At 47.5% G+C, this 16,934-nt stretch carries 18 protein-coding genes; 9 read left to right on the top strand and 9 right to left on the bottom strand.

Annotated features, from left to right (window positions below):
- Positions 1-59 precede the first annotated feature (59 nt).
- Entirely contained in the window at positions 60-935 is an 876-nt protein-coding gene (gene citR, locus ACQE26_RS18965) for a transcriptional regulator CitR (protein WP_438421508.1), read from the bottom strand.
- A gap of 109 nt (positions 936-1,044) precedes the next feature.
- Between citR and ACQE26_RS18960 the strand changes: the two genes are divergently transcribed.
- The 4 genes from ACQE26_RS18960 (at position 1,045) to ACQE26_RS18945 (ending at position 6,313) form a co-directional block, all read left to right on the top strand.
- Positions 1,045-2,148 carry a citrate synthase/methylcitrate synthase gene (locus ACQE26_RS18960; RefSeq protein ID WP_500471511.1) on the top strand — a complete coding sequence of 368 codons (1,104 nt, stop codon included), beginning with the start codon at positions 1,045-1,047 and terminating at the stop codon, positions 2,146-2,148.
- Between the two features lie 79 nt (positions 2,149-2,227).
- Complete coding sequence (locus ACQE26_RS18955) at positions 2,228-3,097, top strand: SDR family oxidoreductase (protein ID WP_438421509.1); 870 nt, start codon at positions 2,228-2,230, stop codon at positions 3,095-3,097.
- A 338-nt stretch (positions 3,098-3,435) separates the two neighbouring features.
- Positions 3,436-4,833: a branched-chain amino acid transporter BcaP gene (bcaP, locus tag ACQE26_RS18950; protein ID WP_500470293.1), complete on the top strand. Its 1,398-nt coding sequence runs from the start codon at positions 3,436-3,438 to the stop codon at positions 4,831-4,833.
- Between the two features lie 124 nt (positions 4,834-4,957).
- Entirely contained in the window at positions 4,958-6,313 is a 1,356-nt protein-coding gene (locus tag ACQE26_RS18945; protein WP_500470292.1) for a sodium-dependent transporter, read from the top strand.
- Positions 6,314-6,353: 40 nt separating this feature from the next.
- Here the strand turns inward: ACQE26_RS18945 and ACQE26_RS18940 are convergent, their stop codons facing one another.
- Genes ACQE26_RS18940 through sigM form a run of 3 tightly spaced genes read right to left on the bottom strand, consistent with a single transcriptional unit; the run spans position 6,354 to position 8,189 of the window.
- The gene (locus tag ACQE26_RS18940) at positions 6,354-6,644 is read right to left on the bottom strand and encodes an anti-sigma-M factor (protein WP_003155315.1); all 291 of its coding nucleotides are present in this window, start codon (positions 6,642-6,644) and stop codon (positions 6,354-6,356) included.
- Positions 6,632-7,705, bottom strand: a complete 1,074-nt coding sequence (locus tag ACQE26_RS18935; RefSeq protein WP_060963186.1) for an anti-sigma factor — start codon at positions 7,703-7,705, stop codon at positions 6,632-6,634. The genes ACQE26_RS18940 and ACQE26_RS18935 overlap by 13 nt, the downstream gene beginning before the upstream one ends.
- The gene (gene sigM / locus ACQE26_RS18930) at positions 7,698-8,189 is read right to left on the bottom strand and encodes an RNA polymerase sigma factor SigM (protein ID WP_003155312.1); all 492 of its coding nucleotides are present in this window, start codon (positions 8,187-8,189) and stop codon (positions 7,698-7,700) included. Before sigM ends, ACQE26_RS18935 begins: the two co-directional genes overlap by 8 nt.
- A 238-nt stretch (positions 8,190-8,427) precedes the next feature.
- Between sigM and ACQE26_RS18925 the strand changes: the two genes are divergently transcribed.
- On the top strand, positions 8,428-9,027 hold the full coding sequence (locus ACQE26_RS18925; protein WP_045927079.1) for a lysophospholipid acyltransferase family protein: 600 nt from the start codon (positions 8,428-8,430) through the stop codon (positions 9,025-9,027).
- Between the two features lie 45 nt (positions 9,028-9,072).
- Here the strand turns inward: ACQE26_RS18925 and ACQE26_RS18920 are convergent, their stop codons facing one another.
- Both ACQE26_RS18920 and cueR read right to left on the bottom strand, forming a co-directional pair.
- Positions 9,073-10,407, bottom strand: a complete 1,335-nt coding sequence (locus tag ACQE26_RS18920; protein WP_016938387.1) for a hemolysin family protein — start codon at positions 10,405-10,407, stop codon at positions 9,073-9,075.
- Positions 10,408-10,468: 61 nt separating this feature from the next.
- The gene (gene cueR, locus ACQE26_RS18915; RefSeq protein WP_016938386.1) at positions 10,469-10,894 is read right to left on the bottom strand and encodes a Cu(I)-responsive transcriptional regulator; all 426 of its coding nucleotides are present in this window, start codon (positions 10,892-10,894) and stop codon (positions 10,469-10,471) included.
- A gap of 178 nt (positions 10,895-11,072) precedes the next feature.
- Between cueR and ACQE26_RS18910 the strand changes: the two genes are divergently transcribed.
- From ACQE26_RS18910 to ACQE26_RS18900, 3 genes are all read left to right on the top strand, one after another.
- Positions 11,073-12,257 (top strand): pyridoxal phosphate-dependent aminotransferase, encoded by a 1,185-nt coding sequence (locus ACQE26_RS18910; RefSeq protein WP_500470291.1) that lies wholly within the window; start codon positions 11,073-11,075, stop codon positions 12,255-12,257.
- Positions 12,258-12,289: 32 nt separating this feature from the next.
- Positions 12,290-13,534 carry a beta-ketoacyl synthase N-terminal-like domain-containing protein gene (locus ACQE26_RS18905; RefSeq protein WP_500470290.1) on the top strand — a complete coding sequence of 415 codons (1,245 nt, stop codon included), beginning with the start codon at positions 12,290-12,292 and terminating at the stop codon, positions 13,532-13,534.
- A 232-nt stretch (positions 13,535-13,766) separates the two neighbouring features.
- Positions 13,767-15,155, top strand: a complete 1,389-nt coding sequence (locus ACQE26_RS18900) for a hemolysin family protein (protein ID WP_500470289.1) — start codon at positions 13,767-13,769, stop codon at positions 15,153-15,155.
- Between the two features lie 13 nt (positions 15,156-15,168).
- Here ACQE26_RS18900 and crcB read toward each other — a convergent pair whose 3' ends face one another.
- From crcB to ACQE26_RS18885, 3 genes are read right to left on the bottom strand one after another with little or no spacing between them, the layout of a single operon-like run.
- Complete coding sequence (gene crcB, locus ACQE26_RS18895) at positions 15,169-15,528, bottom strand: fluoride efflux transporter CrcB (RefSeq protein WP_438421515.1); 360 nt, start codon at positions 15,526-15,528, stop codon at positions 15,169-15,171.
- Entirely contained in the window at positions 15,525-15,920 is a 396-nt protein-coding gene (locus ACQE26_RS18890) for a fluoride efflux transporter FluC (RefSeq protein WP_500470288.1), read from the bottom strand. Before ACQE26_RS18890 ends, crcB begins: the two co-directional genes overlap by 4 nt.
- 1 nt (position 15,921) lies before the next feature.
- On the bottom strand, positions 15,922-16,638 hold the full coding sequence (locus tag ACQE26_RS18885) for a glycerophosphodiester phosphodiesterase (protein WP_060963183.1): 717 nt from the start codon (positions 16,636-16,638) through the stop codon (positions 15,922-15,924).
- A 169-nt stretch (positions 16,639-16,807) separates the two neighbouring features.
- Between ACQE26_RS18885 and ACQE26_RS18880 the strand changes: the two genes are divergently transcribed.
- Positions 16,808-16,912: a YhdX family protein gene (locus ACQE26_RS18880; protein WP_003155299.1), complete on the top strand. Its 105-nt coding sequence runs from the start codon at positions 16,808-16,810 to the stop codon at positions 16,910-16,912.
- The last annotated feature ends 22 nt before the right edge of the window (positions 16,913-16,934 follow it).

Below are 16,934 nucleotides of genomic sequence, written 5' to 3'. Positions count from 1 at the left end.
AAACCCGTTCATCAGAACGGGTTTTTTATTTAGACGGAACAGCGCTCCATTTGTTTCACCTAAAAATGAAAATGTGATAAAAAATCTAAAAAGGTTTTCTTTTTTTCATTTTCATGGAGGGCGATGGCGTAGGCGCCCGCGCTCGGCATCTGGGCGAAATCGCACGGGATTTCTATTATGCTGCCTTCGGCGAGTTCGGCTCGTACCGCTGACAGAGGCAGAAATGAGACGCCCAGCCCCTCTTTAATAAATCGTTTCGTAATATGCGTCTGTGTCACCTTCATCGTTCTGACAAAGGGGAACTGTATTCTGACCTGACGGAGCAAATCATCCCAATAGTCAGGATGGTTATGGGTCAAAAGCAGATATCGTCCGAGCAGGTCTTTCACTTCATCCGCTTTCCCTGATTCTGGTTTTCGGCCGGGGGGCGCGACGAGCACAACGGGGTCATTGTACAGGGGGCGGCATGTGAGGGAAGATGATTGCACCTTTAAGCAGCTCAGTCCGATATCGGCTGAGCCGTTTCTGATTTGAGCGGCGATTTCTTCCGATTCGTAAATGGTGACCGTCATTTCGGTCTCTTTATTGTCCTCTGTGTAACGCTTCATGACAGACGGAAGAACGGTGTCGGCGATAAGCGGCGAAACAGCGAGCGTCAGCGTGTGGAAGTAGCCTTGGCGAACCCTGTGCAGCTCCGCCATGCTGTTTTCATAGTCTTCCAAAAGCCTCATGGCAAACGGAACGTATGCTTTTCCTTCCTCCGTCAATTGTATTTTCCGGCCGCTTCGCTGAAACAGCTTACAGCTGATTTCTTTCTCTAACAATTTTATATGAACGGTGACGGTCGGCTGGGATAAAAAAAGCGTTTCCGCCGTTTTTCTGAAATTCTCATATTTTGCTGCGGTGACGAAGGTGTGAAGCCATTTAAAATCCATAGATGCACTCCTCTGATTAAAAGTTTTAATTAATTCCCTTAAAAATATTCATTATTTTTTAAATATTATATTTACTATAATAACAGAAAGAGGATAAGGGGGAATGAAATTGATTTATCATGGATTGAAAGGAATTACTTGTGCAGAAACGGCGATCAGCCACATTGACGGAGAAAAGGGGCATTTGATATATCGCGGATATGACGCGAAGGATATCGCGCTCCAATCCAGTTTTGAAGAAGCGGCGTATCTCATCCTAAACGGTACGCTTCCTGATGAACAGCAATTGCTTGCGTTTCAGGAAAAACTTGCAGCCGAGCGCGGGCTTCCGAAACATCTGATCGGCTTACTGGAAACGCTTCCGGACGATATGGACGATATGGCGGTGCTGAGAACGGCTGTTTCAGGTTTGGGGACAGATTCATTTACATATCCGCCCAAGCCGGAAGAAGCGATTAAACTGATTGCCGTCACACCGACGATTATTGCGTACAGATACCGCCGTAAACAAGGGCAGGAAGCACTGCCGCCTGAGGCGCGATACGGGCACGTTGAAAACTATTTGTACATGCTGACCGGCAGGCAGCCGTCCGCAGCTCAAAAGAAAGCGCTTGAAACGTATATGATTCTGGCGATGGAGCACGGGATGAATGCATCGACTTTTTCAGCGAGAGTCACCGTTTCCACTGAATCCGACTTAGTGTCTGCCGTCACTTCCGCACTGGGCACGATGAAAGGGCCGCTGCACGGAGGCGCGCCTTCCGGTGTAACGAAAATGCTTGAAGACATTGGACAAAAAGAAAACGCAGAAGCATATTTGACAGCGAAGCTTATGAGGGGAGAACGCCTGATGGGCTTCGGGCACAGAGTATACAAAACAAAAGATCCGCGGGCGGAAGCATTGCGCATAAAGGCTGAAGAGGTGGCCGGAAATGATCCGTCGCTTGATTTGGCGCTTTATGTGGAGAAGGAAGCCATCCGTTTATTAGAGCAATATAAGCCCGGTCGGAAGCTGTATACAAATGTAGAATTTTACGCGGCGGCCGTCATGCAGGCTATTGATGTGGATAATGCTTTGTTTACGCCGACTTTTTCGGCAAGCCGAATGGCGGGCTGGTGCGCACACGTGCTTGAACAGTCAGCTGACAACATGATTTTCAGACCGTCTGCGAAATACACCGGCGCTTTTCCCGAAACGGCTCAGCAGCTTTAAGCACCGGCATATTTGTCCGTTTAGTGATCCGCACTCCGTGGTATCGTCTCAGTAATACCAAATGCAGGAGTGTGAGAACATGAATCCGATGGACAGACAGACAGAAGGTCAAAAACCGCAGGTGCAAAACCGTCAGCCCGGCACTGAGTCAGAAATGGAGCCGAAACCGCTCTTGGAATACCCGGATGTAAAAGGGTCGGGCAGACTAAAAGGAAAAGTCGCCGTCATCACGGGCGGAGACAGCGGCATCGGCGCAGCGGCTGCGATTGCTTACGCGAAGGAGGGAGCAGATCTTGCCATCCTGTACCTAGATGAACATGCCGATGCCGAGAGAACGAAAAAGCGTGCGGAAGAATACCAGGCCGAATGCCTGTTAATTCCGGGAGACGTCGGGGATGAGGCGCATTGTCAGAAGGCGGTCCGGCAAGTGTTGGATCACTACGGAAAAATTGATATTCTTGTGAATAATGCCGCTGAGCAGCATCCGCAAAACGGGATTCTTGATATTACGGCTGAACAGCTGGAGAAGACCTTCCGCACAAACATGTTTTCCATGTTTCATATGACAAAGGCTGTGCTGCCTCATCTGAAAAGAGGAAGCGCCATTATTAACACAACGTCTATTACCGCTTATCAGGGCGATACATCATTGATTGACTATTCGTGCACGAAAGGCGGCATCGTTTCCTTTACACGTTCGATGGCGATGTCATTGGCCGATCAGGGGATCAGGGTAAATGCAGTGGCCCCGGGCCCGATCTGGACCGCTTTGATCCCTGCGACGTTTACTGAAGAAAAAGTGGAAAAGCACGGTCTGGATACCCCGATGGGAAGACCGGGACAGCCTGCTGAACACGCCGGAGCTTACGTGCTTTTGGCTTCAGACGAATCTTCCTATATGACAGGGCAGACCATTCACGTAAATGGAGGCAGATTTATTTCAACATAATCCGCAAGTCTTATCCCGCACTTTTAAAAGTGCGGGATTTTTAATGCTAAAAAAACGCTGTCGTCAGGTCAACCGTGAATTCAAAGATGATAATAGGCGTTAACCCGCTGTAATAACGGGACGCTTTCCTATTCATGTTCTGTTTTGTTATACGTTGAATTTAATATATAGAATTTTCAAAAAGTTATTTTCATTTTTTTATTTTTCGTTATAATATGATGTAGGAGAAAGGAATGATGTATTGAGACATTTCATGCGAAAAATAAGAATTTAGTCATTATCGTTGTTGTTATCTGAATATTCTAACTTAAGAGATTGATATACAAGGAGTGAAGCGGATGAAGGGGAGCATATTCAGAAAGAAAAGCATTCAGGACCTGCTTGCCGCAACGGGCGGCGAAAAGTCGCTGAAAAGGGAATTGGGGGCCTTTGATCTGACCCTTCTCGGGATAGGGGCCATCATCGGAACGGGTATTTTTGTTTTAACCGGAACAGGCGCAGTTACGGCGGGACCCGGGCTGACCGTTTCATTTGTCATAGCCGCTTTAGCATGTTTATTTGCGGCTTTGTCATATGCTGAATTTGCTTCAAGCGTCCCGGTTTCAGGTTCCGTCTACACATTTACTTATGCGACATTGGGTGAACTTCTCGCGTTTATCATCGGATGGGATTTAATCTTGGAATATATGCTCGCCGTCAGCGCGGTTTCGGTCGGCTGGTCCGGTTATTTTCAATCATTTTTGGCGGGGTTCGGCATCCATCTTCCGACCGCATTAACGGCCGCTCCGGGTTCTGTTAAAGGCACGGTCACATTCTTTAATCTTCCGGCATTTGTTATTGTGCTTGCGATTACATTCCTTCTCTACTTAGGCATTAAGGAATCGAAGCGGGTCAATAATATTATGGTAATTCTGAAAATTCTGGTTGTTTTGTTGTTTATCGCCGTTGCGGCCGTATATGTCAAACCGCACAACTGGCAGCCGTTTATGCCGATGGGGTTCGGCGGTATTTTCAGTGCCGCGGCGCTCGTTTTCTTCTCCTTTATCGGTTTTGACGCCGTCTCTTCCGCCGCAGAGGAAACGAAAAATCCGGCGAAGGATCTGCCGAAAGGAATTATTTTTTCATTAATCATCTGCACCGTGCTGTATGTGACCGTATCGGCGATTATGACGGGCGTTGTACCGTTTGCCGGTTTTGAAGGCGTTGACCATCCCGTTTCTCTCGTCCTGCAGATGGCGGGTCAGAACTGGGTGGCCGGGATTATTGATATCGGCGCAGTGTTGGGAATGACGACGGTGATGCTCGTCATGCTGTACGGCCAGACGAGGGTGATGTTTGCCATGTCCCGTGACGGTTTAGTGCCGGGGGCGCTTTCGAAAGTCCATCCGAAGCATAAAACGCCACACGTGGTGACGTGGGTGTTCGGTATTCTGTCGGCATTGCTGGGAGCGCTCGTCCCGCTTGATGAACTGGCGAAGCTCGTAAACATCGGCACGCTTGCCGCATTTGTCATGATTTCCGTGGCGGTTATCGTGCTGAGAAAGAAACAGCCTGATCTGCCGAGAGCTTTTAAATGTCCGGGAGTTCCCTTTATTCCGATCTTGTCCATTCTGTTCTGCGTGTTTTTGATTATTAACCTTGGCGCCGCCACTATCATCCGTTTCTTTATCTGGCTGATCATAGGTCTGGTGATTTATTTCTTATATTCGAGAAAGCATTCGAAATTAAACGGATAATTGGCAAAAGGAGCGGTATCTGCCGCTTCTTTTGTGTTTTTCAGAATAGTGAAACATATTGAAATGGGCTTAAGTTATCGCGGCGAATAAGGGATAATATAGGGCGGAAGGGAAGTGGAAAGTGGTGTCTGACCAAAAAAGGGTTCAATGGGCCTCAAAAATAGGATTTATAATGGCCGCCGCCGGTTCGGCGATCGGCCTGGGAGCCATTTGGAAGTTCCCTTACGTAGCGGGTACGAACGGGGGAGGCGCTTTTTTTCTTGTATTCGTCCTCTTTACCGTGCTTTTAGGCTATCCGCTTTTGCTCGGTGAATTTATTTTCGGAAGACGGAGCCAGACAAACGCGATTGATGCCTACAAACAAGCCGCGCCGAAGTCGGTATGGCACCTTACGGGTTATGTGGGTGTGGCGGCCTGTTTTTTAGTTTTGTCTTTTTACAGTGTTGTCGGCGGGTGGATTTTGCTCTATGTGCTGAAAGCTGTTACCGGTTCTTTATCCGGGCTCACTCAGGAGCAGTACGGCACTGTATTCGGGACGGTCATTGAAAATCCGCTTGAGACTCTCGCCGCGCAGCTGGTATTTATGATCATGACGGTGGCGGTCGTCGCAAAAGGCGTGCAGAAAGGGATTGAACGTGTCAGTGCGGTGCTGATGCCGATTTTATTCGTGCTGTTTCTGCTGCTTGTGCTGCGTTCTGTCACGCTTGATCATGCCGTTGAGGGAATTAAATTTTTATTGGTTCCGCACTTTGAAGATTTGACGCCGGAATCCATCCTTTATGCTTTAGGACAGGCGTTTTTTACATTAACGCTCGGCGTATCGGTCATGGTGACGTACAGTTCGTATCTGCCGAAAACCCAAAACCTTCCGGGATCGGCGGGTTCCATTGTTATCATGAATGTGCTCGTCACGCTGTTTGCGGGACTGGCCATTTTTCCGGCGGTTTTTTCGTTCGGCTTTAAACCGGATGAAGGGCCTACACTGCTGTTTACCGTACTGCCGGCTGTGTTTGACCGGCTGCCGTTCGGCTCGCTGTTTTTCATCAGCTTTCTGGCGGTCTTTTTCTTTGCCGCACTGACTTCGGCCTTTTCGATGGTGGAAATTATCGTGGCGACTGTAGGGAAAGGTGATGAAACGAAAAGGAAGAAGCTGTCGTGGACAAGCGGTCTGCTCATTTTCTTAGTCGGAATTCCGTCGTGTTTATCATACGGTGTTCTCAGTGATATTCATTTGTTCGGAAAAACGTTTTTTGATCTGGCGGATTTCACAGTGAGCAATGTGCTGATTCCGCTCGGCGCTTTATTAATATCAATCTTCATCCCGCTGAAAATACCGAAGCGGGAGCTGTTTGCCGAGATGAAAAGCGGTTCCGCCGTCGGCTATCGTTTCTTTCAGCTGTGGTATTTCCTTTTGAAATATCTTGTGCCGCTGGCTATCATTGTCGTATTGCTGCATTTAATCGGCGTTCTTTCATTTTAAAAAAACAGGCCCTGTCAAAGGGCCTGTTTTTATTTTATGGTTAAAAACCGAATTGCAGATTGGTATCAACGGCAACGATCGTATATACACATACAATGACGAAAAGGTTGAGGATGACGCCGAGCAGCCCCGGGCCCGTCCGGCCTTTTTTAATAAACAGCTCAATGATGCCGAACGGCACGGCGGCCATTGCAAACGGCAGCATCTGATAAGAATAGAAAGTTACATTGCTGATGATTGCAACGTTCAACAGCAGCAGCGACAAAATCGCGGTACCGACTGATATCCAGCCGAAAACATTATGCTCTTTAAAAATTCTTACCAATTCCATAATTCCACCTCACCGATGTTTGCTGCTTTTACTGTTTTGTTTTTCAGCAGACGTTCGATTTCTTTTGTCGGCCCCGTCACGACAGAGCCGTATACATTCATTCCGTGATGTTCGACATAGTCGATTCTGCTGCCCAGGTTCATGTCTTTGCGTTTCGATATCGCATGCGCCCATTTTTTATGGCGGGACATAAATTCAAGAGCGCTGGTGAATTGTTCTCTGTCTGTCTGTCCCTGCGCTTCAAAAGAGGAAGCCATCTTAGAATCTTTCCCGGGAAATCCTAACGGCTCGGCATAAGGACTGTCTTTCAGATTTTTCTCGGTTTCGACCGCGTTCCATAAAAACTTCACATCGTATTTTTTAAAGGCTGAATATATTTGGGAAGAAGGGTAGGCCCGGTCATAGGAAAGATAGACCTCAGCCACGCTGCCTTCAGGCAATTTTTTTAATGTCTGTCCGGCTCTGTCGACCGTACGTTTCTTTAAGCCGGAAGGATGGGCGAAATAATGCTTTGCCTGTGCCGCGTCTAAATCATAGTAGTTCACGGCAGGCGATTTGACCGTATCTAAAAACATTTCAATCCGTTCTCCGCCGACGGATTTCGTTTTTGTGCCGATCTGCTTTTGCAGCGGAAATTCTGTATTCATTCCAAACAGCTTCACCTGGCTTTTCAGCCCGGAGGTATCGACGAGGACGTTCGGCATTGTGGTCGCCACCGTCACGGCCGCGGTCTCCATTAATTGATTACCGGTGCTTTCTTTTCCTCCCAAACCGTAATAGAGGTAGCTTCCTAAAGTGCAAAGCGGCAAAATCATCAAAGTGGAGATGACGGCGAGAACTGAAATCCGCAAATACGATTTGCGTTTTCCGTATGATAAAATGGCCTTCTGTTTTTCCGGGCTGATGCCGACGTCCCATTCCCGGTCGTCCTGCATTTCGCTTTCAATCAGCTCCTGATAGACTTCCAGCTTTTCCAGCTCTTCTTCAAAGGCGGCCATTTCCCGGTCGCTCATTTCTCCATTTTTGTATTGGTAAAAACGCTTTTTAAATTCTTCATTCATCATTAACACCTCTATTATAAAGTGCTTTCAGCCGCTGTCTGGCACGAAATAAAACACTTTTAAAATTAGCCTCTGAAATATTCATAATATGGGATGCTTCTTTGTAATTCAGTTCTTTTAAATAATACAGTGTTAAGGCCTCCCGATAATTGTCGGGAAGTTCGGACATATACCCTGTCAGCACTTCCTTGATTTCAATCTGATGAGCCGGGCTTTGAACAGCCGTCTGAAAAAGGCTCCCAATTAAGTCATCGGAAATGGTCACTTCCTTCTTATGTTTTCTGACATAATCTATAAACGCATTTCTCGCCACTTGAAAAAGCCATGGCTTTACTTTGCTGTGATCGTAGGAGTGAATGTGTATGTATGCCCTCATAAAGGTTTCCTGCAGCAAATCTTCAGCGAGATGCTTGTCTTTTGTCATGGAGAGCAGGAACCGGTAAACATCATTCATATACATTTGGTAAATTTCATCGATCGTCACTGCCTTTTCTCCCCTCTATGTTATACACGCATAAGAAAGGTTTAAAGTTGCACGTTCCATGCAAACGGCTTAAATTCATTTTCACCTCATCAAACACCATTTCTCTATAGTACCCAAAATCCGTCATAAAAGATAGAGATCGGCGGAGGAAAAATATATTTATTAGTACCAGGTAATAAAAAATATTGTTATAATAGAGAGAGAACACTTTTGATCATTACAACAAAGGAAGTGCGTTATGTATAAGTTTTGTGCAAATGCCATCAAATTCATTCTTTCTCTGCGCGGAGGAGTCAAAGTGTACAATAAAGAGAATCTTCCGTCTGATAAAGGATTCGTTATCGCCTGCACGCATGCGGGCTGGGTGGACGTCCTCACGCTAGGAGTCGGAATATTGCCTCATCAGATTCATTATATGGCGAAAAAAGAGCTGTTTCAGAAAAAGTGGATCGGAAGTTTTTTGAAGAAGATTCACGCGTTTCCGGTTGATCGTGAAAATCCGGGTCCGAGCAGCATTAAAACGCCGATTAAGCTTCTGAAGGAAGGGAAGATTGTCGGGATTTTTCCAAGCGGCACGAGAACTTCTGAAGACGTCCCGCTGAAAAGAGGGGCCGTGACCATCGCCCAAATGGGGAAAGCGCCGCTCGTTCCGGCCGCATACAGCGGACCGTCTGCGGGAAAAGAGCTGTTTAAAAAGGGAAAAATGCGGCTTATTATCGGCAAGCCGATTTTTTTAGAGGACTTTGCCGACCTTGCGCCGAAGGAGAGGCTTGCGGCCATGACAGAAGAGCTGAATGCCAGAATTAAAGACCTTGAGAAAAAACTGGAACAAATGTAAATAAAAAAGCTTGCCGTCTGTATCAGACGCGCAAGCTTTTTTTGGTTATGCTTCTTTTTGTTCAGCGGTTTCCAGCAGTTCATCAAACGCCAGTTTTTTTACTTCGATATATGCGACGTGATGGCCGTCAATTTCATTAATAATAAATTCACAGCCTTCTTCGATAATCGAGTCGTATTGTTCGACGTCGTATTTCTGTGTAAGGAACCAGCCGCCGATGGTGTCGACTTCGTCATTTTCCAAATGGATGCCGAGCAGTTCGTTCACTTGATCAATCAGAACCTTACCGTCAAGCATGTAATGGCCGTCGCCGAGTTTGCGGATTTCGTTGATTTCATCTATATCAAATTCATCACGGATTTCCCCGACGATTTCTTCGATGATGTCTTCAACGGTGACAAGTCCCGCGGTTCCGCCGTATTCGTCCGACAGAATCGCCATATGAACCCGCTCCTTCTGCATCTTCACAAGCAGGTCGTGAATCGGTGCCGACTCAATTACATGGATGATCGGATTGACAAATTCAGTAATCGGCGAGTCGACTGATACCTCGCCGCTGATGCAGGCGGTCAGCACTTCTTTAATATTAATGACGCCGATAATATTATCTTTGTCACCCTCTTCGACAGGGTAACGGGTATATTTTTCAATCTGAATGATGTCCATCATTTCAGAAATTTTGATATCATGCGGCAGACTGACGATTTCCGTACGCGGAATCATGATTTCTTTTGCAAGTCTGTCGTCAAATTCAAAGATTTTGTTCACGTATTTAAATTCAGACTGGTTGATTTCACCGCTTTTATAGCTTTCCGATAAAATGATGCGCAGCTCTTCTTCAGAGTGGGCAAGCTCGTTTTCTGACACCGGCTCCAGGCCGAACATCTTCGTTAAAAGACGGGCGGAGTTGTTCAGAAGCCATATAAACGGGAACATGATGCGGTAAAACCAAATGAGCGGTTTTGAAAACAGCATCGAAACGGCTTCCGCTTTTTGGATGGCAACTGTTTTCGGCGCCAATTCTCCGACGACCACGTGTAAAAACGTAATGACCGCGTAGGCGAGAATAAATGAAATAATGTGCGATAGTGAGCTTGGTACGTTTATCTTTGTGAAAAGCGGATGAAGCAGGCGTTCAATCGTTGATTCGCCTAAGACACCAAGACCAATTGAAGTCAATGTTATGCCGAGCTGGCACGCTGATAAATACTCATCTAAATGCGTGGTCACTTTTTTGACACCGATTGCGGCTTTATTTCCTTCTGCTATAAGCTGGTCAACCCGTGAGCCTCTGATTCTGATTATCGCAAACTCAGATGCTACGAAAAATGCCGTCAGCGCGATTAAAACCGCGACTAAAATCAAATTCACAATGTCCAATTAGAACCTTCACTCCTTTTGGGAAGATGAAGGTAACACCTCCTGTTAGTAAGATAATGGTTTAACTTAACAGCAGCATGAATGATTGAAGCACTGCAAGCTTTTCAGGAGCCAGCTTTTTTTTCAGCTGTGCGCGCTCCTCTGGTTCAAGCTTTTCAAACCGATGCAAGATCCCGGAGATGTTTTGATTCATGTGATCAATTTCCGATGCCAGATTTCCAATATCGTCAGGCAAGGCTGAAGAGGGAAACTGGTTCTCCAGTCGGTCTTTTATATCAGACAGGGCCAATCGCTGCTTTTTACAAGCGACTATAAACTTTAACCGATTGAGTGCAAGTGTATCGTAGTAACGATAGTTTGAACAAGACCTGCCAGGCTTTAAAAGCCCGAGGTTTGTGTAGTAATCCACCGTGCGTTTCGTTACACCGGCAAGCTCTGCTAATTCACTGATGCGATAAGTCTCAGCCCCATCTAAATCCCTCCCCAACCATCACGTTATAGTTATGAGAATAGTTTAATATATGAAGGGGAGTTTGCACAAGTTTATTGTTTTCCGTCTTTCTCTTGAAACCGGGCGGCATGATCCTGAAAAAGCGTTGACTGCGCTATGTAAATCTTTCATAATCATTGTAAATAGAAACGGCAGAAAAAGACAGAAGGGACAGATGACAATGGGCGGTTTATCACGGGAAGTGACAGAAAATCTGGAGAAAGGCTCATGGATACGCAAACTATTTGATGAAGGCGCGCGGCTGAAAAAAGAATTCGGCGCCGATAAGGTGTTTGACTTTTCTATAGGAAATCCGGTTGCGGAGCCTCCGGAAACATTTAAAAAGGCGCTTTGCGAAGCGGCTGAAACAGGACGGCACGGATATATACAAAACCAAGGGCTTCCGGAAGCGAGAGAGAAGGTTGCGGGCTTTTTATCAGAGCGGTTCCGGACTGAAATTTCTTCCAGACATACAGTGATGACGGTCGGAGCCGGCGGAGCGCTGAATGTTGCGCTCAAGAGCATATTGAACCCGGAGGAAGAAGTCATCCTTCTTTCGCCTTATTTTGCGGAATACAAAGCGTATGTTGAAAATTACCGCGGCAGACCCGTCATCTGTCCGCTGACTGACTCATTTGAGATTGATATTGAAGCGGTGAGAGAAGCGATCACTCCCCGTACGAAAGGGCTGATCGTCAATACGCCGCATAATCCGACGGGAACTGTGCTGAGCCAGAAAAATCTTAATGAATTGGGCGCCTTATTAAAAGAAGCCGAGGAACGGAACGGACAAAGCATCTTTATTTTATTTGACGAACCATACAGCCAGCTGATCTACGGTGAAGAGCAGGCGAATCCGTTTCAGGCGTATCACCGCGTGATTTTAGTCAGTTCGTTCAGTAAAGATCTCGGCATTGCGGGGGAAAGGCTCGGGTATATCGCAGTTGACGCCCAAATGCCTGAAGGGGATCTTCTGACGGATGCGTTCGTTTTCTGCAACCGGACGCTCGGCTTTGTGAACGCTCCGGTCATGATGCAGCGCGCCGTGGCGAAAATGGATGATCTTTCGATTGATGCTGAACCTTACCGTAAGCGCAGAGACCTTATGGTGGATATCCTCACAGAAGCCGGTTTTGAATTTGAAATGCCGAAGGGAGGCTTTTTCGTTTTTCCGAAATCACCGATTGAAGACGAGGTGGCATTCTGCATGCATGCCGCACAGAAATACAAACTATTGATCGTACCCGGCAGCGGATTTGGAAGAAGCGGCTATTTCCGCTTATCTTTCAGCGTGCCTATAGAACAGATCAGACAGTCGCGGGACATTTTCAAAGCGCTGTATCAAGATTTTTCTTCATAGCTTCCAATACATAAAGATGGGAGAACGGGCAAATGTCGAGGAGAAGTGTTGGCACGTCAGACATCAGCATTACAGGAATCGGGGTCTTAACCGCGGTCGGACAGGGCAAAGAGGCGTTTCTTGATGCGCTTATGGAAGGGCGGCATGCTTTTGATGTGATGAAACGCCCCGGCCGGCAGAAAGGCAGTTCGTTTATCGGCGCGGAGCTTAGCGAATTAACGCCGCCGGATGCGCTGTCCAAACGCTTGTACCGAAGGGCCGCATTATCAGGGAAGGCGGCGCTTATCGCTTTATATGAAGCATGGCATGACGCTCAATTAGACGGTGCTGATCACAGCCGCACCGGTCTGATCGTCGGCGGCTCGAATACGACGCAGCGCGAACTGCTGCAGACCTTTGAGAAAAACGGCGAAATGCCGCAATTTGTAAATCCGGTGTACGGGCTTTCTTTTATGGATAGTGATCTATCAGGGCTTTGCACCGAGCAATTCGGGATAAAAGGGCCGGCCTTTACGGTCGGCGGCGCGTCGGCAAGCGGCCAGACGGCGGTTATCCAGGCGGTCCAAGGAATCATTGGCGGCCTGTTTGACCGCTGTATCGTGATCGGGGCGCTGGCCGATCTGTCGTATATGGAGTGTCACGCTCTCCGCTCATTGGGAGCAATGGGCACTGATCAATTCGCTGAACATCCTGAAGCCGCCTGCCGCCCGTTTGACCGGCATACGGACGGTTTTATATTCGGAGAAGCATGCGGGGCGATTGTGCTGGAACGCGCTGAATCTGCCGAACAGAGGGGCGCGCGTTCGTGGGCCGGCTTGAAGGGCTGGGGGATGGCTTCTGATGCGAACCGCAACCCGAATCCTTCAGCAGAGGGCGAAATGACGGTGATCCGCCAGGCGCTGGAGCGGGCCGGTCTTTCAGCAAAAGAGATTGATTACATCAATCCCCACGGCACCGGTTCGCCGATCGGAGATAAAACTGAATGCCGGGCGCTTTCTGAAAGCGGTCTGGCCCACGCGCGGATTAATGCGACAAAATCGATTACCGGACACGGCCTGAGTGCGGCCGGAACGGTGGAAATCATTGCCGCGCTATTGCAGATGCGGGAATCCAAGCTTCATCCGACCCGCAATTTAACGGAGCCGATTGACGATTCATTTCAGTGGGTGACCGACGGGCCGAGCGCCCATACCGTACACCATGCGTTGAGTTTAAGTATGGGATTCGGGGGGATTAATACGGCGCTTTGTTTAGAAAATCATTTCCGAAGCAGATAACGGCAGTCTTCTTTTTTGAAGGCTGTTTTTTATATGATAAAAAAATCTGAAAATGATGAAAGAATGGAGTTATGATACAATAAAATATACAAATGACAATCATGCTTTGACTTAGGAGGTGGCAGGATGGGGCCCTCTGTGTAGTCAATCACCCATTTCGTTCCTCTCGCTTAAGAAAAAATGATGAAATCAGGAGGTGACGTCCTTATCCTTCAATTCGGGATAAGGTGAAATGGACGATATTGACAGTTTGATTTTAATCGGTGTGCTCATTGCGTTAACGGCGTTTTTCGTGGCGAGTGAATTTGCGATCGTCAGAGTGAGGAGATCCAGAATCGATCAGCTCATCTCAGAAGGGAACAGACGGGCAGTGCTCGCAAAGCGTATCATTACGGATCTTGATGAGTATTTATCCGCCTCGCAGCTCGGCATTACACTGACATCTATCGGGCTCGGCGTACTGGGAGAGCCTGCATTTGAGCGGATGCTTCATCCTGTGTTTCGGAGTATGGGGCTGCCGGATTCTGCTGAGCATGTGATTGCTTTTGCTGCGGCGTACGGGCTGATTACGTTTTTACATGTCGTCGTCGGTGAGCTTGCGCCTAAAACGGTTGCGATTCAAAAAGCGGAAAAGCTGACGCTATGGATTGCCGGGCCGCTTCGGTTATTTTACGTGTTCATGTTCCCGTTTATTTGGGTCTTAAACGGCTCCGCGAGGATTTTAACCGGTCTGGCCGGATTAAAGCCGGCATCTGAGCATGAAGGCTCCCATTCTGAAGAAGAGCTGCGAATCCTGCTGTCAGAAAGTTTAAAAAACGGAGAAATCAATCCGTCCGAATATACATTTGTGAATAAAATTTTTGAATTTGATAATCGGATCGCCAAGGAAATCATGATTCCGAGAAAAGAAATCGCCGCTGTTTCCACTGATATGACCGTGCCGGAAATGCTTGATATGATGCTGAAAGACAAGTATACGCGATGGCCCGTAACAGACGGGGACAAAGACAGCGTCATCGGCATGATCAATACGAAGCATCTTTTTTCAGACTTGCTGTTTATGACAGAAGATGAAAAAGCGGAAGTATCCATCACGTCTTACGTCCGCCCGGTCATTGAAGTCATTGAGACGATTCCGATACACGACCTGCTGATAAAAATGCAGAGAGAGCGGATTCATCTGGCGATATTGTCTGATGAATACGGCGGAACGTCCGGTCTTGTGACGACCGAAGACATCCTTGAAGAAATCGTCGGGGATATCAGAGACGAATTTGATGAAGATGAACAGCCGCTGATTCAAAAGATGTCCGAACGTCATTATATTCTGGACGGAAAAGTTCGGATCGATCAGGTGAATCATCTGCTCGGCGCAGAGATTGAAGAGGAAGTCGACACGATCGGCGGCCTTGTGCTGAAGCGGAATATTGATATTTGTGCGGGTGAGTCGATACAGATTGGGGGATACACTGCCCTCATCTTAGAAATGGACGGCCGGTTTATTAAACAGCTTGAATTAAAAGAAGAACAGGGCCGCCCGGGCGGTCAGGGGACAATAAACCGCCCGCTGCCCGTGCCTGAAACGGTCATGCTTCATAACGCAACCTTGAGCGAAAAATAAGCTCAAGGTTTTTTTAAATGGAAATGATAATGAAGCCGCACCAGAACACCAAAAGGCTTCCGGCTGCTGAAACTGCGATGTAAAGCAGGCTTTCCTTTATGCGATGGTTCATTATCAGCTGCACGGCTTCAATACTGAAGGTGGAAAAGGTCGTAAACGCACCGAAAAAGCCTGTCGCAATGATGATGCCGGCTGAAGGGTTATCCAGACCCAATCCGGTGAACATGCCGAGGCCGAAGGAGCCGAGCAGGTTGACCGCAGCCATTCCAAGCGGAATCGGCAAACCCTTTGTCCTTTCTGAAACGGTTTGCCCCAGCAGAAACCGTAATACCGCTCCGATTCCCGCTGCAATAAGCATCAGGACAATCGTCATGGCGTATCATGCTCCCTTCCCGCGATGCGAAGAGCAATCCGCCGTCCCCAGAAAATGCCGGCGTATGCAAGGGCAAGACCGGCGAATAAAGCCGCGGCAGCATAACAAAAAGCCGCTGCGGGAGACGATTGCAGCAAAAAGACGGTTTCTTTTGCGAAGGTGGACATCGTCGTGAAACCTCCGCAAAAACCGGTTCCGAAAAAGGCGGTCAGGAGAGGGCGTTTAGCCCGAATGAGAAAATAACCCGTGATAAGACCGAGTAAAAGGCTTCCCGCCGCGTTTTCGAGGAAAGTAGCCGCCGGGAAAGACCGGCTGTGAATGTGTGTGCTCATTTCAAAGCGGAGCAAAGCGCCGAGCGCCCCTCCGATAAAAATTGCGATGTATTGTTTCATATCAGCCATCCTTAGAAATAAAATCCGGAAAATCAGTTACAATGCCGTCAACTTCCATCATTTGCAGCTTTTCGGCCGTCTTTTGATTTCTGACCGTCCAGGCAAATACTTTCAGGCCGTGTTTGTGAGCGGTGGAAATCAAGAACCGATTCAGGCGGGTATATTTAATATTGACATAATGTGCGGCTGATTTGTAGGCGTTCAGCTGGCTTCTGGAAAACCTCCCGAAGCTGGGCCTGGCAATAATTGCAGTCGGAACGGACGGATACATATCATGAAAGGCCTGAATCGACTTCAGGCTGAAAGATTGAACGATATGATGCATGGAAAAGGAAAACCTGCTTAACAGCCGGCCGACTGCTTTTTCAAGACCGACTTGAGAAGCGTGCCCTTTCAGTTCAATTAAAAATCCGATTTTAGAATGATAACGCTTCAAGACCTCTTCGAGCAGGGGAATCCGTTCCCCTTTAAACTCAGCCCCGTACCAGCTGCCGGCGTCCAGAGACTGCAGCTGCTTCAGCGTGAAATCTTTTACAAAACCAGAGCCGTCCGTCGTCCGGTCGACTCTGTCATCATGTATGACGACAATGTGTCCGTCTTTTGTGAGCTGGACGTCAAGCTCAATGAAATCAGCGTTCATTTCGGCAGCGATATCAAATGCCGCAAATGTATTTTCGGGCGCATAACCGGATGCGCCGCGATGAGCGATGGTATACAAGCTTGTCAGCTCCCCTCATGGGCATTTCTGTTATTATATCAAATTCATATATGCACAGCGATTCAAACTGGTGAATGTGCGAAACAGTATTTTTTTGGAATAAAGATAGTGCTTTTTTCGGTTTACATTCCGCAGTGATGATTTATAATGGCAAAAAGGAGGCGAGATCATGGGAAAAGGGAGATTGAAAGTGGAGGAAAGAATTAAAGCCGAAACCGATGCTGAGATCCAAAAAGCGACTCTCCTGAAACAGACACAATCGAAGAAGAAATAGTGCCTGCCCCTGTTGTATCTGG

It is taken from the genome of Bacillus sp. 5RYD7K, from assembly GCF_059831465.1.
This window is presented reverse-complemented; position numbering and strand designations above follow the sequence as displayed.